Here is a 15,280-nt window from a genome sequence, read left to right on the forward strand (position 1 = left end):
GATAGCCATGGATGTGGACGAGCTGGTCCGAACCATTACGCGTGAAGTACTCAGGCAGATGACAGGGGAAAGTCCCAGAAAGTCTGTCATGGTTCTGGCCGAAAGAACGGATTTTCTTGCCGAACGGATTCAGGGGTTGCTGGGTCAAGAGGCGGAGATCCGTTTCAGAGGGGAAGGGGGGGTCCAGAAAGGTGCTGACCGCTATATCCTGCCCTTTCTTTCCTGCGGAAGCATGGCTGATCTGGCGGCCGGTCGTCCTGGTGAAGGGGAGGTTTCCGAAGTGCTTTCTCTTCTTCTGAAAGGGTATACAGTAGACGTGCTGGATTTTGAATACAGGATGTATACGGATACGGCACCCGGCCCCCTGTATGGTTTGTATGAATCCTATCGAAAAACGCTGGCAGCTTACGGACTGAAAGAATTTGTCCGGGATCAGCCCCATGCACTCAGGTTGAAAAAAACTCTGGTGACGGAAAAGGATATCCTTGAGGCACAGGAGCAGGGTGCATCGGTTCTCTGGCTTTCCATGGACGCAAAGGTGACACCTCTTGCCGCTGAGTCTGCCAAAGACCTGAATGTACGGCTTCTGAAACGCTAACGGAGGCGGTGGACAGATGATAATCGGCAAAGTGATCGGAAACGTATGGGCTACCCGTAAGGAAGAGTCCCTGAACGGTATGAAGCTGATGGTGGTCCGGCGTCTGGATACCGAAAGCGGATGTGAACAGGAAAGCTTTGTAGCGGTGGATTGCGTGGGAGCCGGTATTGGAGAACGGGTTCTCGTAACCACGGGGAGTTCCGCGCGCATGGCATTGGATAATCCTAACAAGCCTGTGGATGCCACTATAGTCGGAATCATCGACGAAGTGGAAGTCCGGGCGGAGGGTTGATTCATGGATACTCTCGGTATGGTGGAAGCAAAAAGCATTGCCGCAGGTGTGGAACTGGCGGATGGCATGATGAAGGCTGCGGCTGTAGAGCTGGTTCGCGCATCCACCATCTGCTCCGGCAGATACCTGATTTTTGTGGCGGGCGACCGCGATGCCGTTGGTACTTCCATCCGGTTTGCAGAGGATTCGGGCAGGTTGCTGGTCGGAAGTTTTATTCTCTCCAATGTTTCTCCTCAGGTGCTGGCGGTACTGAAAAGGAGCCAGCCCGCAGAAGAGGGGGCGGCCATTGGTGTTATTGAGAGCCGCAACGTATCTTCCGGGGTGGCGGCGGCTGACGGGGCTGTCAAACGGTCCGCTGTCCGTCTGGTCCGCCTGGTCACGGGGCAGGGCATCAATGGGAAGTCCTATTTTGTGATGAGCGGAGATGTGGCCTCCGTGAAAGAAGCTGCAGAGGCCGCAGAGGCCATACTGGGCAGAAATCTTGTCGAGGCCGTTGTGATACCCAAGCCCAGCGCCTCGGTTGTGAAGGCGTTAACCAGCGTAGTGAGGTAAAAAATGGGAAAAACACTAGTGGGAGTCAAAAACCTGGAGACTTTTATCTGTCAGAAGGATGCTGCCATTTATGTTGATGGCAGCATGATCCTTACGCCAGGTGCCAAGGATGAGTTGACAAAAAGAGGCATGAAAATTGTTTATGGCCCTAAGCCTGTAATGCCATCCAGCACGGAGTCGGCATATCCGGTCTCCTGCCCTCCTGGATGCACCTGCGAAGCCTGCATGAAAGCTCTTCTCCTTTCCGGGTCTGCCAGTCTGGAGGCATTGGTTCTGGCCGTAACGGGAGTTCTGAAAAATCAGTACGGTATCCGTGACCCTGAGCAGCTGGTCAGCATCAGCAGCCAGGTTGTTGCAACCATTCGTGAAAATATTTGAAAAACAGGAAACACCAACCCTACCCAACAAAGGAGTATACGATGAAAGCACTGGGAATGATTGAAACCAGAGGTCTTGTGGGAGCCATTGAAGCAGGTGATGCCATGGTAAAGGCGGCCAATGTTGAGCTGATCGGGCGTGAGCAGGTGGGCAGCGGCCTTGTTACCGTTATGGTTCGTGGAGATGTGGGAGCCGTGAAGGCGGCAACGGATGCCGGTGCGGCGGCTGCGGAGCGTGTGGGAGAGCTTGTGAGTGTCCATGTGATTCCCCGTCCCCACAGTGAAGTGGAAAGAATACTGCCTAAAAGCTTTACAAAGTAAAAACGGTTTGTGCTCGTTGCTATGAAGAATATTGGATTTACATGAGGAGGGTCGGCGGGTGACACAGTTTAACGGAAGAACCAAAATCTGCTACGGATCAGATGCCATTGAGACCCTCGAACATTTACCGGCGAAGCGGGCTTTTATTGTTACGGATCCCTTTATGGTGAAAACCGGCTTTGCTGCCAGAATCCAGAGTCATCTGGACCGGGCCGGAATTCTCCACCGGGTTTTTGACGGTGTGGAGCCCGACCCTTCTCTGGAAACGGTAACGCGAGGTACCCTGCTTCTCCTGCAGCATGAGTCGGATCTGGTCATTGCTCTGGGAGGAGGCTCGGCCATTGATGCGGCCAAAGCCATGATGTTCTTTGCCCATAAAGCCAGGGAAGATAAGAAAAAGCCCATGCTGCTGGCCATACCCACCACCAGTGGTACCGGATCGGAGGTAACGGCCATTTCCGTGGTGACGGATACGGCCAACGGCGTAAAGGTGCCCCTGAATGATGAGTTGCTGATTCCGGATGTGGCCATTCTGGATGCACGGTTCACCCGTACCGTTCCCCCTTCCGTAACCGCTGTAACGGGAATGGATGTGCTTACCCATGCCATTGAGGCCTACACTTCCCGTCAGGCCAGTGCCTTTACCCGTATTTATTCGGAATATGCCACTAAATACGTGTTCCAGTATCTTTTCAGGGCCTATCAGTGCGGGGATGACATGGAAGCCAGGGAAATGATGCTGCTGGCATCCTGTATGGCTGGTATGGCTTTCAATAACAGTGGTCTGGGTATTACCCACAGTATGGCCCACAGCCTTGGCGGACTTTTTCATATCGCCCACGGCATGGCCAATGCTGTGCTGCTTCCCTATGTGATCCGGTTCAACAGCTTTGATGTTGGCGTGAAATATAGGGAAATTGCCGGGATGCTCGGGCTTGCCGCCAGAACAGTGGAGGAGGGAACCACAAGCCTGATTGCGGCCATATGCAGTATGAATGACTCCATGGGTATTCCTAACAGGATACGGGATCTGAATATAGAAGAGCGTGCTTTCCGGGAGCATCTGGGCACTATGGCCGGCCATGCACTGGAAGATGCCTGTACAAAAGGCAATCCGAGAATGCCGTCCCACGGGGACATCAGAGGCCTTCTGGAAAAAGCCTGGTAAGCGGGCGGAATGCCCTTCGGACAGAACAGGCTGCCCATTTAACGGACAGTGGGGACTGAAATGAGAGAGCAGATTGTAGAGAAAATAAAGAATGCGGGTGTTGTGGGGGCTGGTGGTGCCGGTTTCCCGACCCATGTGAAGGTGAATGCGGAGGTGGACACGGTTCTGGTGAACGGTGCTTCCTGCGAACCCCTGCTCATGAGTGATCCTTATCTCATGGAAGCGGAAGTGGATACCATGGTTCGCGGTTTGGAAGCGGTTCTGGACAGTACCGGTGCTTCACGGGGAATTATCTGTCTCAAGGGTAAGCATGAAACAGCCATGGCGGCGGTGCGCCATTCCGTTGCAAGAGATTCCCGTGGTCGTCTGGAAGTCTTTGAACTGAAAGATTTTTACCCCGCCGGTGATGAGCAGGTACTGGTGCATGAGGTTTTGGGCAGAACGGTGCCCGAGGGCGGCATTCCCCTTCAGGTGGGTGTTGTGGTCAGTAATGTGGAATCCCTTTATAACGTGGCTCGGGCCATGGACGATATTCCCCTGATTGACCGGTATGTGACCGTTACGGGAGAAGTCCGCAGGCACATGGTAGTGAAGGTTCCCGTGGGCAGCCTTGTGGCCGATGTGATAGCCTTTGCCGGCGGTCCTGCCATTTCTGACTACCGGGTGGTGGACGGCGGCCCCATGATGGGCCGGGTACTGCCGGACATGAACCAGCCCGTAAGCAAAACCACCAGCGGACTCATCGTTCTGCCACCGGATCATACGGTGGTGGCCAGAAAAATCATGGATCCTGAACGGGTTCGACGGATTACCAATACGATTTGTTGCCAGTGTTCCCAGTGCACGGATCTTTGCCCGAGAAATCTGATGGGCCATTCCCTTCATCCCCATAAACTGATGCGGGTGCTGGCCTCCGGTATACTGGACAGCGATATGGCCAGAGAAGCGTTGCTTTGCTCTGAATGCGGTCTTTGTGAAAAATTTGCCTGCCCCATGATGGTTTCTCCCCGAGAAGTGAACGCCCAGATCAAGCAGGCACTGATGAAGGAAGGTATCCGCTGGCAGGCTTCCGGCAGGGAGCCTGTGGCTCATCCTTTCCGGAATACCCGCTATGTTCCCACCCAGCGTCTCATGCAGCGTTTAAATGTGACACAATATGATACCCACCCCGGTTTTGTGAGCGGATTTACGGCCAGCAGGGTGATGATTCCGCTCCGTCAGCATATCGGTGCACCCGCCCGTTGTCTGGTATGTGAAGGTCAGAGTGTGAAAAGGGGCGATCTTATAGGTGAAATTCCGGAGAATGCGCTGGGAGCAAGGGTCCATGCAAGTATTGACGGTGTGGTCGAAGCCATTGCAGACGGCATGGTAACCATCAGGGCCTAATCATATAAGGTGACTACAATGGATTTAAGAACAATAGGTTGCGTTGAGCTGAACAGTATAGCCATGGGCATGCACACGGCTGATGAAATGGTAAAGGCTGCGGAAGTCAGGCTTGTGTTGGCCCGTCCTACCTGCCCGGGACGTTATCTCGTTATGGTTGCCGGAGACACGGGGGCTGTGAAAAGCTCTGTGGAGACGGGGCGAGAAATCGGAGGTGAGGCCATTATCGACTGGTTTGTGCTTCCCAATGTTCACAGTGGTGTGATTCCGGCTCTGAACGGAACGGGTCTGAGGGCTTCCATTGATGCGCTGGGCGTGATTGAAACCTATACAACGGTGGCCTGCATTCTGGCCGCGGATGCGGCGGCCAAAGCCGGCCAGGTGGATCTTCTGGAAATTCGTTTTGCCGCTGGTCTTGCGGGAAAGTCCTTTGTCACTATGACCGGCGATGTGGGATCTGTGCATTCCTCCGTTCGCGCTGGAGTGGAGGGTGTGGGTGATGCGGGGCCGGTTCTGAGTCATGTGGTGATTCCCTCACCCAGTGAGGATTTGAAGGCACAACTGCTGTAAAATCCGGAAAGTGATTCCCGTTCCGCGGGAAGCAGCGCCGGTGTGTGATGCAGGATTGCCTGTTTCGGAAGAGTTTCAGGTTGCTGCGATTTCAGCACGGCTTCCCGGCTTCAGAAGTTGGGAAAGGAGGGGCTGCCTGCGGATTTTCCGGGGCCTTCCCTTGCGGAAGCGCAGTGAAAATGTACTTTTAAACGGGAGGTTTGTGGTGTTTGCTAAAAAAGTTTCAGGTTTTCTGGCCATTGGTTCCCTTGTCCTGCTGTCGGTATTTCTGCTGACAGCCTGTGGCAAGATGCAGGTTTCGAATCCTGCTTCCGGAGAAAAAGAGGGGGTGAGAGTGGTAACGGGTCCTTCACCCATTGAGGGTGATGTGCTCAATCACCCCGATGATATTACCCTTTATAATGAACACCTGGCCGTTACCCTGGCCATTGGCAGCCCCAATTTCTGGGGTATGACCAACGGCAGTATTTCCAATATAGCCGTTATGACGGAGCCGGGTGTTTTTGGGGTGAATATTGTCAATGACGTGGAGTTTTTGGTGAACTCCTGGACGGCCAGTGGCGGATCCCTTAAGGCGGAAGCCGCTATTCTTGAAAATACCGCTGATAGGGGTGTGGTCAAAACCACCAGCACATGGCTGGGTGATGGTAAGGGCAATGCCCTGGATGTGGTGACGGTCTATACACTGGAAAAGAACAGCCCCGTGCTGAAAATGGTGACAACCGTATCCAACCCCGGCCCTGACACGTACACGGACATGAAGAGCGGTTATTCCATGAGTGGTCTGGCTGCCTACATGTTCGGCCCCTTCGGTTATCATACGCCGGATGTCCGTGCCAGAAATATCCATGTGGGTAAAAATGTGGGTGAGACCTTTGGTGATTTTGTGGTGAGTTATAACCATGATTACGCCATCACCCTGCAGATGGATGATACGGAAATTTACCGAGGCACCACAGGATATAAGGATCTTCATCATAATTATGATCTTGCCCCCGGAGAATCCCGTGTCTTTACGGGTGAACTTCAGGTGGCTCCGCAGGGACACACCACGCCGTTTATTGCCAGAATGATTGAGAAGAAAAATCTGGATTCTGCCATGGTGTCCGGCGTGGTTCGCAGTGATGACGGTAAGGTTTACGCCAATCCTGTGATTGTGGTGGAAAAGGAAAGCCGTTTCAGGGGTACCTATGATGGATCCCAGTATCTTCCTTCGGAGGAGACCCATGTTCATACACAGCCTTTTGTATGGCACGTGGGGAATGGGGACGGGTCTTTTTCCTTTGAACTTCCCGAAGGGGATTACAATGTGTATGCCATTGCTGCAGGCTATACCGCATCCCGGTCCAAAGCCATCCGTGTGGAGGCCGGCAAGGACGCACGCCTTTCCTTTACGGGAGAGTATGCCATTGTACAGGGTGGTCGTGTGATGCTGACTGTGAGGGATAAAGAAACAAAAGAAGCCGTGGATGCCAGAATTGAAGTGGACGGTCCTGTGCCTGCGGTAAAGTATCTGGGAGCACGCACCTACTTTACGGATCTTGACAATGTCGGTCATGTATCCATTCCCCTGGCGGTGGGTGATTTCAGTTTCCGGGTGATGTCCGGTGCCCACTTTGTCAGCCTGCCGGAAGTGGTGAAAGCCCGTGTGGCATCCCGCCAGAAGCAGTCGCTTGACGTTGCCGTGAAAACCTTTATCCACCCCAGCCATGAAGCCTGGTACAGTGTGGATCTGCATCATCATTCCGATATCGGAGATGGCAATACTTCTCCGGAAGATCTGGTGAAATCTCAGCTTGCCAGTCGCCTGGACCTTACTCTGGTGAGTGATCATGATTCCACGGATAACCACCTGCCCATCAAGCGTTTTTCCGATGCCAGAAATATCGGTATGATACCCAGCCTGGAAGTATCTCCGGGATGGGGGCATCTGAATATTCTGCCCATGCCTCTGGGTGGTGAAATCATTGAACCCAGCCTCACCGTCGGGGAGATTATTGCTCAGGCCCACGCCAGAAACGCGCTGGTCATTGTGAACCATCCCTATACAGATTACGGCTACTTCAATAACCGGGAAATTGCTCCCGGTGGTTATGATGCGGATTTCGATCTGATTGAGCTGCAGCCAACCATGGATCTTTCCAAGGCAAAGAATACGGATACCCGTACCCTTGCCAAAGCCATGGAGCTGTGGACCGACCACCTTGCCGGTAAAAACAAGGCCTATTATCTGACCGGTGGTTCCGATTCCCACGATGTGGCTTCTCCCACCCTTTACTCCGGCATGATCCGTACCTATGCCAAAGTAGAAGGTGATTTTACACCGGCAAGCTACATAGAATCCGTTGCTAAGGGCAGGTCCTATGCGTCCATGGGGCCGCTGTTTTTCCCCAAGGGAATGGAATTCGGTGAGACCCTTACCATCAGGTCAGGTCAGACCCTTTCCCTGAAACTGGATGCTTTTGCCGTACATGGTCTGGAGAGTGTGGATCTCTACACCAGCGGGACGGAAATCGGCAGCCCCCTTTCTTCCAGAAAACTGGATGGAAGCAGAAACAGGGAAGCCCTTTCCTTTGACGTGAAACCCACCGCAGACACCTGGTATAATTTCATTGCAAAAGATGCTGCGGGCAGGGTTGCGGTCAGTAACCCCGTGTGGGTGCATGTAACACCCTGAGCGATGCGGTCAGGCAGATTCTGACGGGGTTTCGCCCTTCGGCTGGAAACGGCCGGGGGGCGAGTCTCTGCCCCCCGCCATCATACCTTTTTTGGTGATTTTCCGGAGGTGAAAGTGACAACGGTATCCGAACAGCCCAAGCAGAGGGTGATTCAGGAATATGTGCCGGGAAAACAGGTGACCCTGGCCCACGTAATTGCCAGTCCTCACAACAGTATCTACATGAAACTAGGGTTGGATGAGGAAGTGGGAGATGCCATCGGCATTCTTACCATCACCCCCAGTGAAGGTGTCATTATTGCCGCAGATATTGCCACCAAGGCCGCTTCTGTGGACATCGGTTTTCTGGACCGCTTTGGTGGCTCCCTTGTGATTGTGGGGGATGTGGCCAGCGTGGAAGCCTCCCTCGGGGCTGTTCTGGATTATTTTGACACTGTGCTTCGTTATGCTCTGGTCGAAATGACGCGGTCATGAGCGGTGTGGAAACCGGTAAAAAGATGTTGTTCATCGGAGAAAACGGAGCGGGTAAAACGGCCCTCATGGAAGCCCTCTCCGGCAAACGGTCTGCTACCCGGAGACCCATGGCCGTGGAATACTGCGGCCGTTTTGTGAATACGCCTGGGGAGTTTTTGGAGAACCGGCGTTTTTACCCTGCCATTATCACCACATCAGCAGACTGCGATGTGGTAGTCATGGTGCAGGATGCAACTCGAATTAACAGCCTTTTCCCTCCTCAGTTTGCCAGTCTTTTTACCCGTAGAGTGGTGGGAGTCGTATCAAAGGTGCAGATGGCGGGTGCCAATGCGGACAGAGCGATACGTTTTCTGAAAAGTGCGGGTGCCAGAGAAATCGTTCTCTGGAACAGTGATACGGGCGAGGGCCTGGAGAGACTGCAGGCCATGCTCCAGTAGTCAGCCTGCCGCAAGCCCACCGGATAATGTGTTTCCAGTTTTCTCCTGTATCTGCTCACGTCCTCCGCTTTGCACCATAAGGTACAGGCCACCGGGGTAGTGATACAACAGTTTGTGCCATCCGTTTCCGTTTCTTCTGATAATGGCATAGGAAACCCATGGCCCCGCAGTTTCGTATTATTGACAGGCGCAGGATTCTTTCTGCCAAGAATATGATGAAGACAGGGCTTGGCCCGCAGTCCCACAGTTCTGACCATAATCTGAGCCTGACAAAGGTATGTTCTTTCGGTTGACGATTTTTCGTAACACGGAAGAATGCCCTTTTTATTTCAAGTAGTTCAATGATTTTGAAAATCTTATGCATGCCGCACCTGCCCCCTTCCCTGCTGGCTGCTTTGCCTGCTGGGGCGGGAAGCCGACGGGGACGTATTGCCTGGATGAGCGGTCGATTATCTGCCTTGCTTCCAGAGCCGAATGGATACTGTATTACTCCCCTGATCGGATTTTTTTCTGCGACAGTTTCGTTTCCATTTTCTGAAGAAGCCGGGCAACATCTTCAATGGCATGCTGACTGAAAACATAAATATGGTTGGCTCGTAAAAGACTTGCTGTCACGCCTGCCCCCGCAATGGTTTTTCCGGAGAAGCTGCCATCGTAAATTCTGGTACTGCCGCAGGAAGGGCTTCCTTCGGTTAAAATGGCGATTCTTATTCCTTGCTTCAGGCAAAGATCCAGTGCCATTCGGGCAGCTGCTGTAAATAATGCGGTCATTCTGTTTCCGCTGGCATCCACGACATGGGCTGTGCCTTCCAGAACACGGCTGCCATCGCCTCCTCTGATTTCAGCGGGAGGGCGTGGGATGCTCATGCCGATATCTGCTTCCGGACATAGGGAAAGGATGCGTTTTTCAATCTTCCATTTCTCAAAAATGGGATCGGAAACCCCTAGGGAACTGCCGTTGTACCGAACTTTTTTCCCGAGAAGACAGCTGCTGACCAGTATTTGTTCCATACAATATTCCATGGTGTTGTGGGGGCACGGGAGGTCTTTTTTTTGATATCCGCCTTTGGCGTTTATTGTGTTCCCGGCAGTTTGTTGTGGGCTGTCAGATGGCTTCGGATTTTTTCCATGGATTCATTATAGGATACTCGGCTCTGCCATCCCAGTTCCTCCTTTGCCCGTTGGGTGGACACACTGTGGTCCATTCCCATGATGGCTGCGGAGATGCGGGAAATGGGGGGGCGTTTTCCCGTAAGACCGGACAGCCATTCCGCTGCACCACCCAGTTTCCATGCCAGGCCCACGGGGAGGCTGGCGGTGGTCGATTTCCCGATCCAGCCTGCAAGGGTCTGGATATAGGTTCTCCAGTCCGGTGAATCACCATCCATGAAATGGTAGGTTCGTCCCGCAGCTCTGGGAGAGAAGGCAGCCAGCAGGCTGCCTTCCACAAGATTATCAACGCTGATAAAGGCTCCGGGTGCCCTGCCTCCTGCTATGAGCGGTACGGGACCTTTCTGAAAGGCCTGCAGCACATCCCGTGTCCACAGGCTCTCCGGGCCAATGACATTGGCGGGCCGGATAATGGTTACGGGTATGCCGGAAGAATGGGATACCTGCCTGACAAGGATTTCTGCATCCAGCTTGGTGTCACTGTAGGGAATGCCCGTGCGAATGGCAGGGGCTTCTTCATCCAGACCGCGTGTGGGGCGACAGAAGCCCAGGGCTGCACAGGAAGAAAAGTAGACGAAGCGTTCGACCTTTTCTTCCATGCATGCTTCCAGGATATGACGGGTCCCTTCCACGGCCGTTTCATAAAAATCATTGTAGGAACCCCAGTCCGTAACCCTGGAAGCGAGGTGAAAGACGTGGGACACGTTCTTGGCCACTCCTTTGAGGGATTCAGGGCGGGTGATGTCTCCTGGGTATACTTCACATCTCGGAGCCGTCTGCTGGCGGGCTGGGCTGTGGGAACGGCTGAGTATGCGCACCTCGCAGCCCATTTTCAGAAGGGCGGTGCAGAGCTGGGATCCTATGAAACCGCTGGCACCGGTGACAAGAATTTTTTTCATTTTGGTCCTTTCATGGCTTGTCAGGGCGGCATTTCTTCAGGATGAAGCCGGAGGTATCAGGAAAACAGGCCTCAACCGCTTTTTCCCGGAAATCAAAAACCGCGTCCAGTCTTGTACGGATAAGGGGATGGAGAGGACGGCTGAAGGGATCCATGGGAAGGGCATAATGGATAGAGTCTTCCATGAGTATTCCCTTATCACAGGGGGTAAAGCGGTGCAGGTGATGCCAGAAACGGTAGGGACCGAACCGCTGCTCGTCCACAAAAAACACACCTTCCTGCACATGGGTGATCTCTGTGACCCAGGTCATGGGAATATTTGCGATGGCTTTGATACGGTAGTTCAGAATCTGGCCGGGAAACATGGCTTTTTCATGGCCGGAACGAATGGTAAAGTGCATCCATTCCGGTGTAATAGCCTGAAGATTGACGGGATCGGAGAAAAACGACCATATGGCGCTGTGCTTTCCGTAAAGAATCTGTTTTCTTTCAAGCCGGTGCAGGTGCATGGGAGACCAATCCTTTGCGGCGGACGAAGTCCAGAATATGATCAGCGCAGATATCAGGTTGTTCCATGGGAACAAAATGGCCGGCTTTGTCCACTACCACCAGTTCGCAGTCTTTCATGGAACGGGTGAGTCTTTCTGCAGCATCCTGTAGAAAAGTATCGGATTTTTTACCGCGAATGGCCAGAACGGGGCACTGAACGTTTTCCACATAGGTCCAGATATCCGCAGGAACGGATTCAAAAATCTGTGCTTCCAGTTCCGGGTCGCATTTGAGTATGGCCGTTTCCTCATCCACTTCCAGAAGGCCGCATTCAAGATAGGCATCCACAAAGGCGGGATCCCAGGTTTTAAAAATTCCCCGTCCGGCGGTAAAACGGGCAAAAGCTTCCTGTTTGCCCTGGAAGATGAATTTTCTGCGCCGTGCACCTTTGGCAAGCGGAAATTGTTTGATGAGGCCTGCCATGCGTAAAAAACGCATGAACAGGAGGTAGCGTCTGGGCAGTATCACGGGGTCCATGAGGATGATGCAGGAAAAAAGTTCCGGATGTCGCACGGCAGCAATGAGGGTGGTTACGGCACCGAGGGAGTGACCGATGCCTATGACAGGTGGAGGCATCAGGCTGGTAATGGTGTAGTGGAGGTCTTCGGCGAAGATTTTCCAGTGCCGGACGGGCATCGCAGTGGGAGAGGGGGAGCTGCCATGGCCCCGGATATCGCTTCCGATGATGTGCAGGTCTTTTGTCATTTTCCGGATCAGAGGATCATAGGTACCGGCACAGAAACCATTGGCATGGAGGAGGTGGGCGAAAGGCCCGTTACCTCCCCAGTCAATGTAGTGAAGAGGACCTTTATCCGGATGGTGTACATAACCTTCCTGAGGTGCAGGCTGTAGCATGAAGGATGCTCCTTGCTATGGGATCTGGGTACAATACAAAGTATAATAGCATAAGAAAGCCAGCCCTTCCGGTCAAGGCTTTCATTTCTCAGGGCCGCGCAGCCATGAAGGAATCATGGCACAGAAGGCAAAGGCGGCACCTGTCAGCATGGCAGCACGGAAGGACTGCATAAATATTTCAGTATGTTCCGGCCGGAAAGCGGCAAGGGAGACACCTCCACTGCGGGTGTCAAACACAAAATGGAAAACCGCTCCCGCCAGTGCCACGCCGAAAACCATACCAAGGTTTCGTGCCGATGCCACCACGGCTCCTGCCGTACCACGGTTCGCTGGCGGTACATGGCCCATGACCGTTGCAGAATTTGGAGAAACGAAAATGGAGGTACCGATGCCAACCAGCGCCAGACGCCATGCAATGTCTGTAACTGTGTGGGGGGCTGTCAGGTGAGCCAGACACACAAGGCCTGTTCCCATGACAAAAAGTCCGAAGGTGCAAAGAATCCTTGAACCCATGCGGTCCGAGAGAGTGCCGGATAGCGGAGAAAAGATGAGGAGGAAGACAAAGGGAATCATGAGCATTTTGCCCGTAAGGGCACTGGAGAACTCGGCGGCCAGCATGAGATAAAATGGCATGAGAAACACCATGAAAAAGAGGCTGCAGAAAAGCAGGAGGCCGCTGAGGGCTGGCAGGGCGAAAAGACGATTGCGAAACAGAGAGATATCCAGCATGGGAGATGGATTTTTCTTTTCTGCCTTCATAAAAAGAATGAAAAAGAGAGTACTTCCCCCAAGGGTAACGATAAACAGCGGAGAGAGAAATCCCCACCCGTATCCATGGGTAAGTGCCATCAGAAGGAGGCCAATGGCAAGGGCTGCGAAAAGGGTACCCTGCCAGTCAAAACTGTCAATCTGATGCTGCTTTTTGGATTCTCTGAGACACACTAGAACGAGGGCTGCTGCTGTAAGCCCTATGGGAACGTTTACGTAAAAGATCAGGCGCCAGGATCCGAAGGAAAGGAGAAAACCGCCTATGGCAGGACCTGCCGTGAGGCCACATGCCACCACGGCACCATTGAGCCCCAGCACTTTGCCGCGCTGGGCATCGGGAAAGGCGTCGACCAGAAGAGCGGGTGTGCAGGCCATGATCATGGCGGATCCCAGGCCCTGGAAAAGGCGGGCTCCTATCAGGCTGCCGATAGTGGGTGCCAGGGCACAGAAAAGGGATGCCAGAGTGAAAATAAAAAGACCTGTGGCATAGATACGCTTTCGTCCCAGAAGGTCGCCCAGTCTGCCGAAGGTCAGCAGAAAACAGGTGATGGTGAGCAGATAGATCATAACAACCCATTCGGTCATCGCCAGGCTGGACTCATAGTCTTTCAAAATGGTCGGCAGGGCAATATTGACGATACTGCTGTCCAGGGTAGACATGAAAACACCTATGGCCACAAGGAAAAATACCTGCCATGGGTGATTGCGGTATGAAGCGGTTTGCATTGTGGAAAATCCCGGCTGTAGGTTGCGTAAAAAAAATGGCGTCACAGGCTTGTGAAGTTCCATGTGAAGGTGGCATAATCTCAAGATTCCTGTTTTGTCAAATACGGATTTTCCGAAATGCATGGAATGGAAGGGATAATCATGGACAGAGTGGGGCCTGACAGGAGAGAGCAGGGGCTGTTTGCTGAAAAAAAGGATGTTCAGGCTTGAATCTGCGGGAAGCATGCTTATGATACCAAAGTTGCCCTTTCATATCCATAGAGTAATGGCCTTCACTGCAATCGTATTGTAGTGAAACACAAAATGATGCTCCCGTGAAAAACGAGTGCACGAAGAAATATTTCGGAAGTGCGCGTGCTGAAAGGCCTGCAGAAGCGCTTCGGGTTGAAGCCCTTCCGGAAAAGGCTGAGGAGGTTAACGGTATGCTGCGATGGGGATTTGGCCTTGCCGGAATCCTGCTGATTGTTCTCTGGGGTGTCATTCTGGGCCTGCAGGTGATGGGAAGTCAGAAAGATCCGAGGGCTATTCTGGAAACCGATGCCCATCAGAGTTCAGGACGGTATGTTCTGGTGTTTCCGGAAGAAGAAAAGGGAGTGCCGGGAGCTGTCGCTGCAGCGGATGTTTCGGAGAATCTGGTCTCCTCATCGGATTCGGAGAAGGAAAAAAGAGACGTTTTTGCGGCTGGCGACGGGGACCCGGGTGAACAGCCCGAAAGTGCAGCCATCGGATTTCCGGAGTCACTGGAAGAGGTTCAAAGCGATGTGGCTCTTCCTGTTACGATTGAGGCTGCAGGAAAAAATACGTTTCCATCCGTTACAGGTGCTGCCGCCGTAGAGAGAAAAAAAGAAGACTCTGCCGTACAGCCCCTTCTGAAAGAAATCCGGGTGGAGGAGGGGAAACAGACAGTCAGGATTCTAATTGATGCGGGAGCTTCCATCCATGACAGCAAAGCCTTTACTCTGGAAAAGCCAAGACGGATTGTTCTGGATCTGGCAGGCATGGGATCTCGTTTTAAGACAGAGCAGAGCCTGGATATTGCAAGCGAGGCTGTTATCCGCATCCGCCATTATTCTTCGGGAGAGAAAACCCGTGTGGTGCTGGATCTTCGGGAAGACTGGAAAGGATCTTTCCGTACGGAGGTCACGGGATTTGGCATGCATGTTCTGCTGGAAGATGGGCTCTTTTGAAAAATTATGTGCTTACCAGGTGACCGTGGTCAGCCCTGAGATCAGGTTCAGGCGGCGCATTATTCTGTATGCGCGTTTTTTTGCCGATCTTGTCAATGGATTTCCCCGCATTCTCACCGAATACCCTGAAGTACATTCTGTCTGCCATGGTAGGGATGCCGGCTGGATGGGACCGGACCTGCCATTGGAACATGGTGTCCGTATCACGGCAGTGTAGGGATATCTGTCACCCTTCTTTTTGCCCGATTGCTTCCATCTCCCTAGACAGAGGTACC

18 protein-coding genes are annotated in these 15,280 nt (G+C 53.0%); 13 read left to right on the forward strand and 5 right to left on the reverse strand.

The genetic code is table 11. From position 1 onward, the window contains the following. Positions 1–7 precede the first annotated feature (7 nt). The 11 genes from OOT00_RS05060 (at position 8) to OOT00_RS05110 (ending at position 8,852) form a co-directional block, all read left to right on the forward strand. Positions 8–598 carry a hypothetical protein gene (locus tag OOT00_RS05060; protein WP_265424222.1) on the forward strand — a complete coding sequence of 197 codons (591 nt, stop codon included), beginning with the start codon at positions 8–10 and terminating at the stop codon, positions 596–598. Positions 599–614: 16 nt separating this feature from the next. Next, positions 615–890 carry a EutN/CcmL family microcompartment protein gene (locus OOT00_RS05065; RefSeq protein ID WP_265424223.1) on the forward strand — a complete coding sequence of 92 codons (276 nt, stop codon included), beginning with the start codon at positions 615–617 and terminating at the stop codon, positions 888–890. A gap of 3 nt (positions 891–893) precedes the next feature. After that, on the forward strand, positions 894–1,442 hold the full coding sequence (locus OOT00_RS05070) for a BMC domain-containing protein (RefSeq protein ID WP_265424224.1): 549 nt from the start codon (positions 894–896) through the stop codon (positions 1,440–1,442). 3 nt (positions 1,443–1,445) lie between these two features. Then, positions 1,446–1,820, forward strand: a complete 375-nt coding sequence (locus tag OOT00_RS05075; protein WP_265424225.1) for a hypothetical protein — start codon at positions 1,446–1,448, stop codon at positions 1,818–1,820. A 41-nt stretch (positions 1,821–1,861) separates the two neighbouring features. Then, positions 1,862–2,140, forward strand: a complete 279-nt coding sequence (eutM, locus tag OOT00_RS05080) for an ethanolamine utilization microcompartment protein EutM (protein WP_265424226.1) — start codon at positions 1,862–1,864, stop codon at positions 2,138–2,140. Positions 2,141–2,198: 58 nt separating this feature from the next. Then, positions 2,199–3,308, forward strand: a complete 1,110-nt coding sequence (locus OOT00_RS05085) for a 1-propanol dehydrogenase PduQ (RefSeq protein ID WP_265424227.1) — start codon at positions 2,199–2,201, stop codon at positions 3,306–3,308. A gap of 60 nt (positions 3,309–3,368) precedes the next feature. Then, a complete protein-coding gene (locus OOT00_RS05090; protein ID WP_265424228.1) occupies positions 3,369–4,694 on the forward strand; it encodes a 4Fe-4S dicluster domain-containing protein in 1,326 nt (441 codons plus the stop codon). Between the two features lie 18 nt (positions 4,695–4,712). Then, positions 4,713–5,264 (forward strand): BMC domain-containing protein, encoded by a 552-nt coding sequence (locus OOT00_RS05095; protein ID WP_265424229.1) that lies wholly within the window; start codon positions 4,713–4,715, stop codon positions 5,262–5,264. 205 nt (positions 5,265–5,469) lie between these two features. Next, entirely contained in the window at positions 5,470–7,941 is a 2,472-nt protein-coding gene (locus tag OOT00_RS16385; protein ID WP_265424230.1) for a CehA/McbA family metallohydrolase, read from the forward strand. A 114-nt stretch (positions 7,942–8,055) separates the two neighbouring features. Continuing rightward, positions 8,056–8,415 carry a BMC domain-containing protein gene (locus OOT00_RS05105; protein WP_368407578.1) on the forward strand — a complete coding sequence of 120 codons (360 nt, stop codon included), beginning with the start codon at positions 8,056–8,058 and terminating at the stop codon, positions 8,413–8,415. Next, complete coding sequence (locus OOT00_RS05110; protein ID WP_265424231.1) at positions 8,412–8,852, forward strand: EutP/PduV family microcompartment system protein; 441 nt, start codon at positions 8,412–8,414, stop codon at positions 8,850–8,852. Before OOT00_RS05105 ends, OOT00_RS05110 begins: the two co-directional genes overlap by 4 nt. A 486-nt stretch (positions 8,853–9,338) precedes the next feature. Here the strand turns inward: OOT00_RS05110 and OOT00_RS05115 are convergent, their stop codons facing one another. The 5 genes from OOT00_RS05115 to OOT00_RS05135 form a co-directional block, all read right to left on the reverse strand. After that, positions 9,339–9,863 (reverse strand): 2-thiouracil desulfurase family protein, encoded by a 525-nt coding sequence (locus OOT00_RS05115; RefSeq protein WP_265424232.1) that lies wholly within the window; start codon positions 9,861–9,863, stop codon positions 9,339–9,341. Between the two features lie 62 nt (positions 9,864–9,925). After that, entirely contained in the window at positions 9,926–10,921 is a 996-nt protein-coding gene (locus OOT00_RS05120; protein WP_265424233.1) for an NAD-dependent epimerase/dehydratase family protein, read from the reverse strand. Between the two features lie 10 nt (positions 10,922–10,931). Then, positions 10,932–11,429 (reverse strand): SRPBCC family protein, encoded by a 498-nt coding sequence (locus OOT00_RS05125; RefSeq protein ID WP_265424234.1) that lies wholly within the window; start codon positions 11,427–11,429, stop codon positions 10,932–10,934. Next, entirely contained in the window at positions 11,410–12,324 is a 915-nt protein-coding gene (locus tag OOT00_RS05130) for an alpha/beta fold hydrolase (RefSeq protein WP_265424235.1), read from the reverse strand. The genes OOT00_RS05125 and OOT00_RS05130 overlap by 20 nt, the downstream gene beginning before the upstream one ends. 81 nt (positions 12,325–12,405) lie before the next feature. Beyond that, a complete protein-coding gene (locus OOT00_RS05135; protein WP_265424236.1) occupies positions 12,406–13,818 on the reverse strand; it encodes an MFS transporter in 1,413 nt (470 codons plus the stop codon). Positions 13,819–14,240: 422 nt separating this feature from the next. Between OOT00_RS05135 and OOT00_RS05140 the strand changes: the two genes are divergently transcribed. After that, positions 14,241–15,005 carry an AMIN domain-containing protein gene (locus tag OOT00_RS05140; RefSeq protein ID WP_265424237.1) on the forward strand — a complete coding sequence of 255 codons (765 nt, stop codon included), beginning with the start codon at positions 14,241–14,243 and terminating at the stop codon, positions 15,003–15,005. Further along, positions 14,977–15,222, forward strand: coding sequence for a hypothetical protein (locus OOT00_RS05145; RefSeq protein WP_265424238.1), 246 nt, complete (start codon positions 14,977–14,979; stop codon positions 15,220–15,222). The genes OOT00_RS05140 and OOT00_RS05145 overlap by 29 nt, the downstream gene beginning before the upstream one ends. Positions 15,223–15,280: the final 58 nt, after the last annotated feature.

It is taken from the genome of Desulfobotulus pelophilus, assembly GCF_026155325.1.
Lineage (GTDB): Bacteria > Desulfobacterota > Desulfobacteria > Desulfobacterales > ASO4-4 > Desulfobotulus > Desulfobotulus pelophilus.

What these genes read in the sequence shown, in the direction of transcription:
- OOT00_RS05060 (WP_265424222.1), top strand. Translation starts at nt 8, where the DNA reads ATGGATGTGGACGAGCTGGTCCGAACCATTACGCGTGAAGTACTCAGG.
- OOT00_RS05065 (WP_265424223.1), top strand. Translation starts at nt 615, where the DNA reads ATGATAATCGGCAAAGTGATCGGAAACGTATGGGCTACCCGTAAGGAA.
- OOT00_RS05070 (WP_265424224.1), top strand. Translation starts at nt 894, where the DNA reads ATGGATACTCTCGGTATGGTGGAAGCAAAAAGCATTGCCGCAGGTGTG.
- OOT00_RS05075 (WP_265424225.1), top strand. Translation starts at nt 1,446, where the DNA reads ATGGGAAAAACACTAGTGGGAGTCAAAAACCTGGAGACTTTTATCTGT.
- eutM (WP_265424226.1), top strand. Translation starts at nt 1,862, where the DNA reads ATGAAAGCACTGGGAATGATTGAAACCAGAGGTCTTGTGGGAGCCATT.
- OOT00_RS05090 (WP_265424228.1), top strand. Translation starts at nt 3,369, where the DNA reads ATGAGAGAGCAGATTGTAGAGAAAATAAAGAATGCGGGTGTTGTGGGG.
- OOT00_RS05095 (WP_265424229.1), top strand. Translation starts at nt 4,713, where the DNA reads ATGGATTTAAGAACAATAGGTTGCGTTGAGCTGAACAGTATAGCCATG.
- OOT00_RS05110 (WP_265424231.1), top strand. Translation starts at nt 8,412, where the DNA reads ATGAGCGGTGTGGAAACCGGTAAAAAGATGTTGTTCATCGGAGAAAAC.
- OOT00_RS05115 (WP_265424232.1), bottom strand. Translation starts at nt 9,863, where the DNA reads ATGGAACAAATACTGGTCAGCAGCTGTCTTCTCGGGAAAAAAGTTCGG.
- OOT00_RS05120 (WP_265424233.1), bottom strand. Translation starts at nt 10,921, where the DNA reads ATGAAAAAAATTCTTGTCACCGGTGCCAGCGGTTTCATAGGATCCCAG.
- OOT00_RS05125 (WP_265424234.1), bottom strand. Translation starts at nt 11,429, where the DNA reads ATGCACCTGCACCGGCTTGAAAGAAAACAGATTCTTTACGGAAAGCAC.
- OOT00_RS05130 (WP_265424235.1), bottom strand. Translation starts at nt 12,324, where the DNA reads ATGCTACAGCCTGCACCTCAGGAAGGTTATGTACACCATCCGGATAAA.
- OOT00_RS05135 (WP_265424236.1), bottom strand. Translation starts at nt 13,818, where the DNA reads ATGCAAACCGCTTCATACCGCAATCACCCATGGCAGGTATTTTTCCTT.
- OOT00_RS05140 (WP_265424237.1), top strand. Translation starts at nt 14,241, where the DNA reads ATGCTGCGATGGGGATTTGGCCTTGCCGGAATCCTGCTGATTGTTCTC.
- OOT00_RS05145 (WP_265424238.1), top strand. Translation starts at nt 14,977, where the DNA reads ATGTTCTGCTGGAAGATGGGCTCTTTTGAAAAATTATGTGCTTACCAG.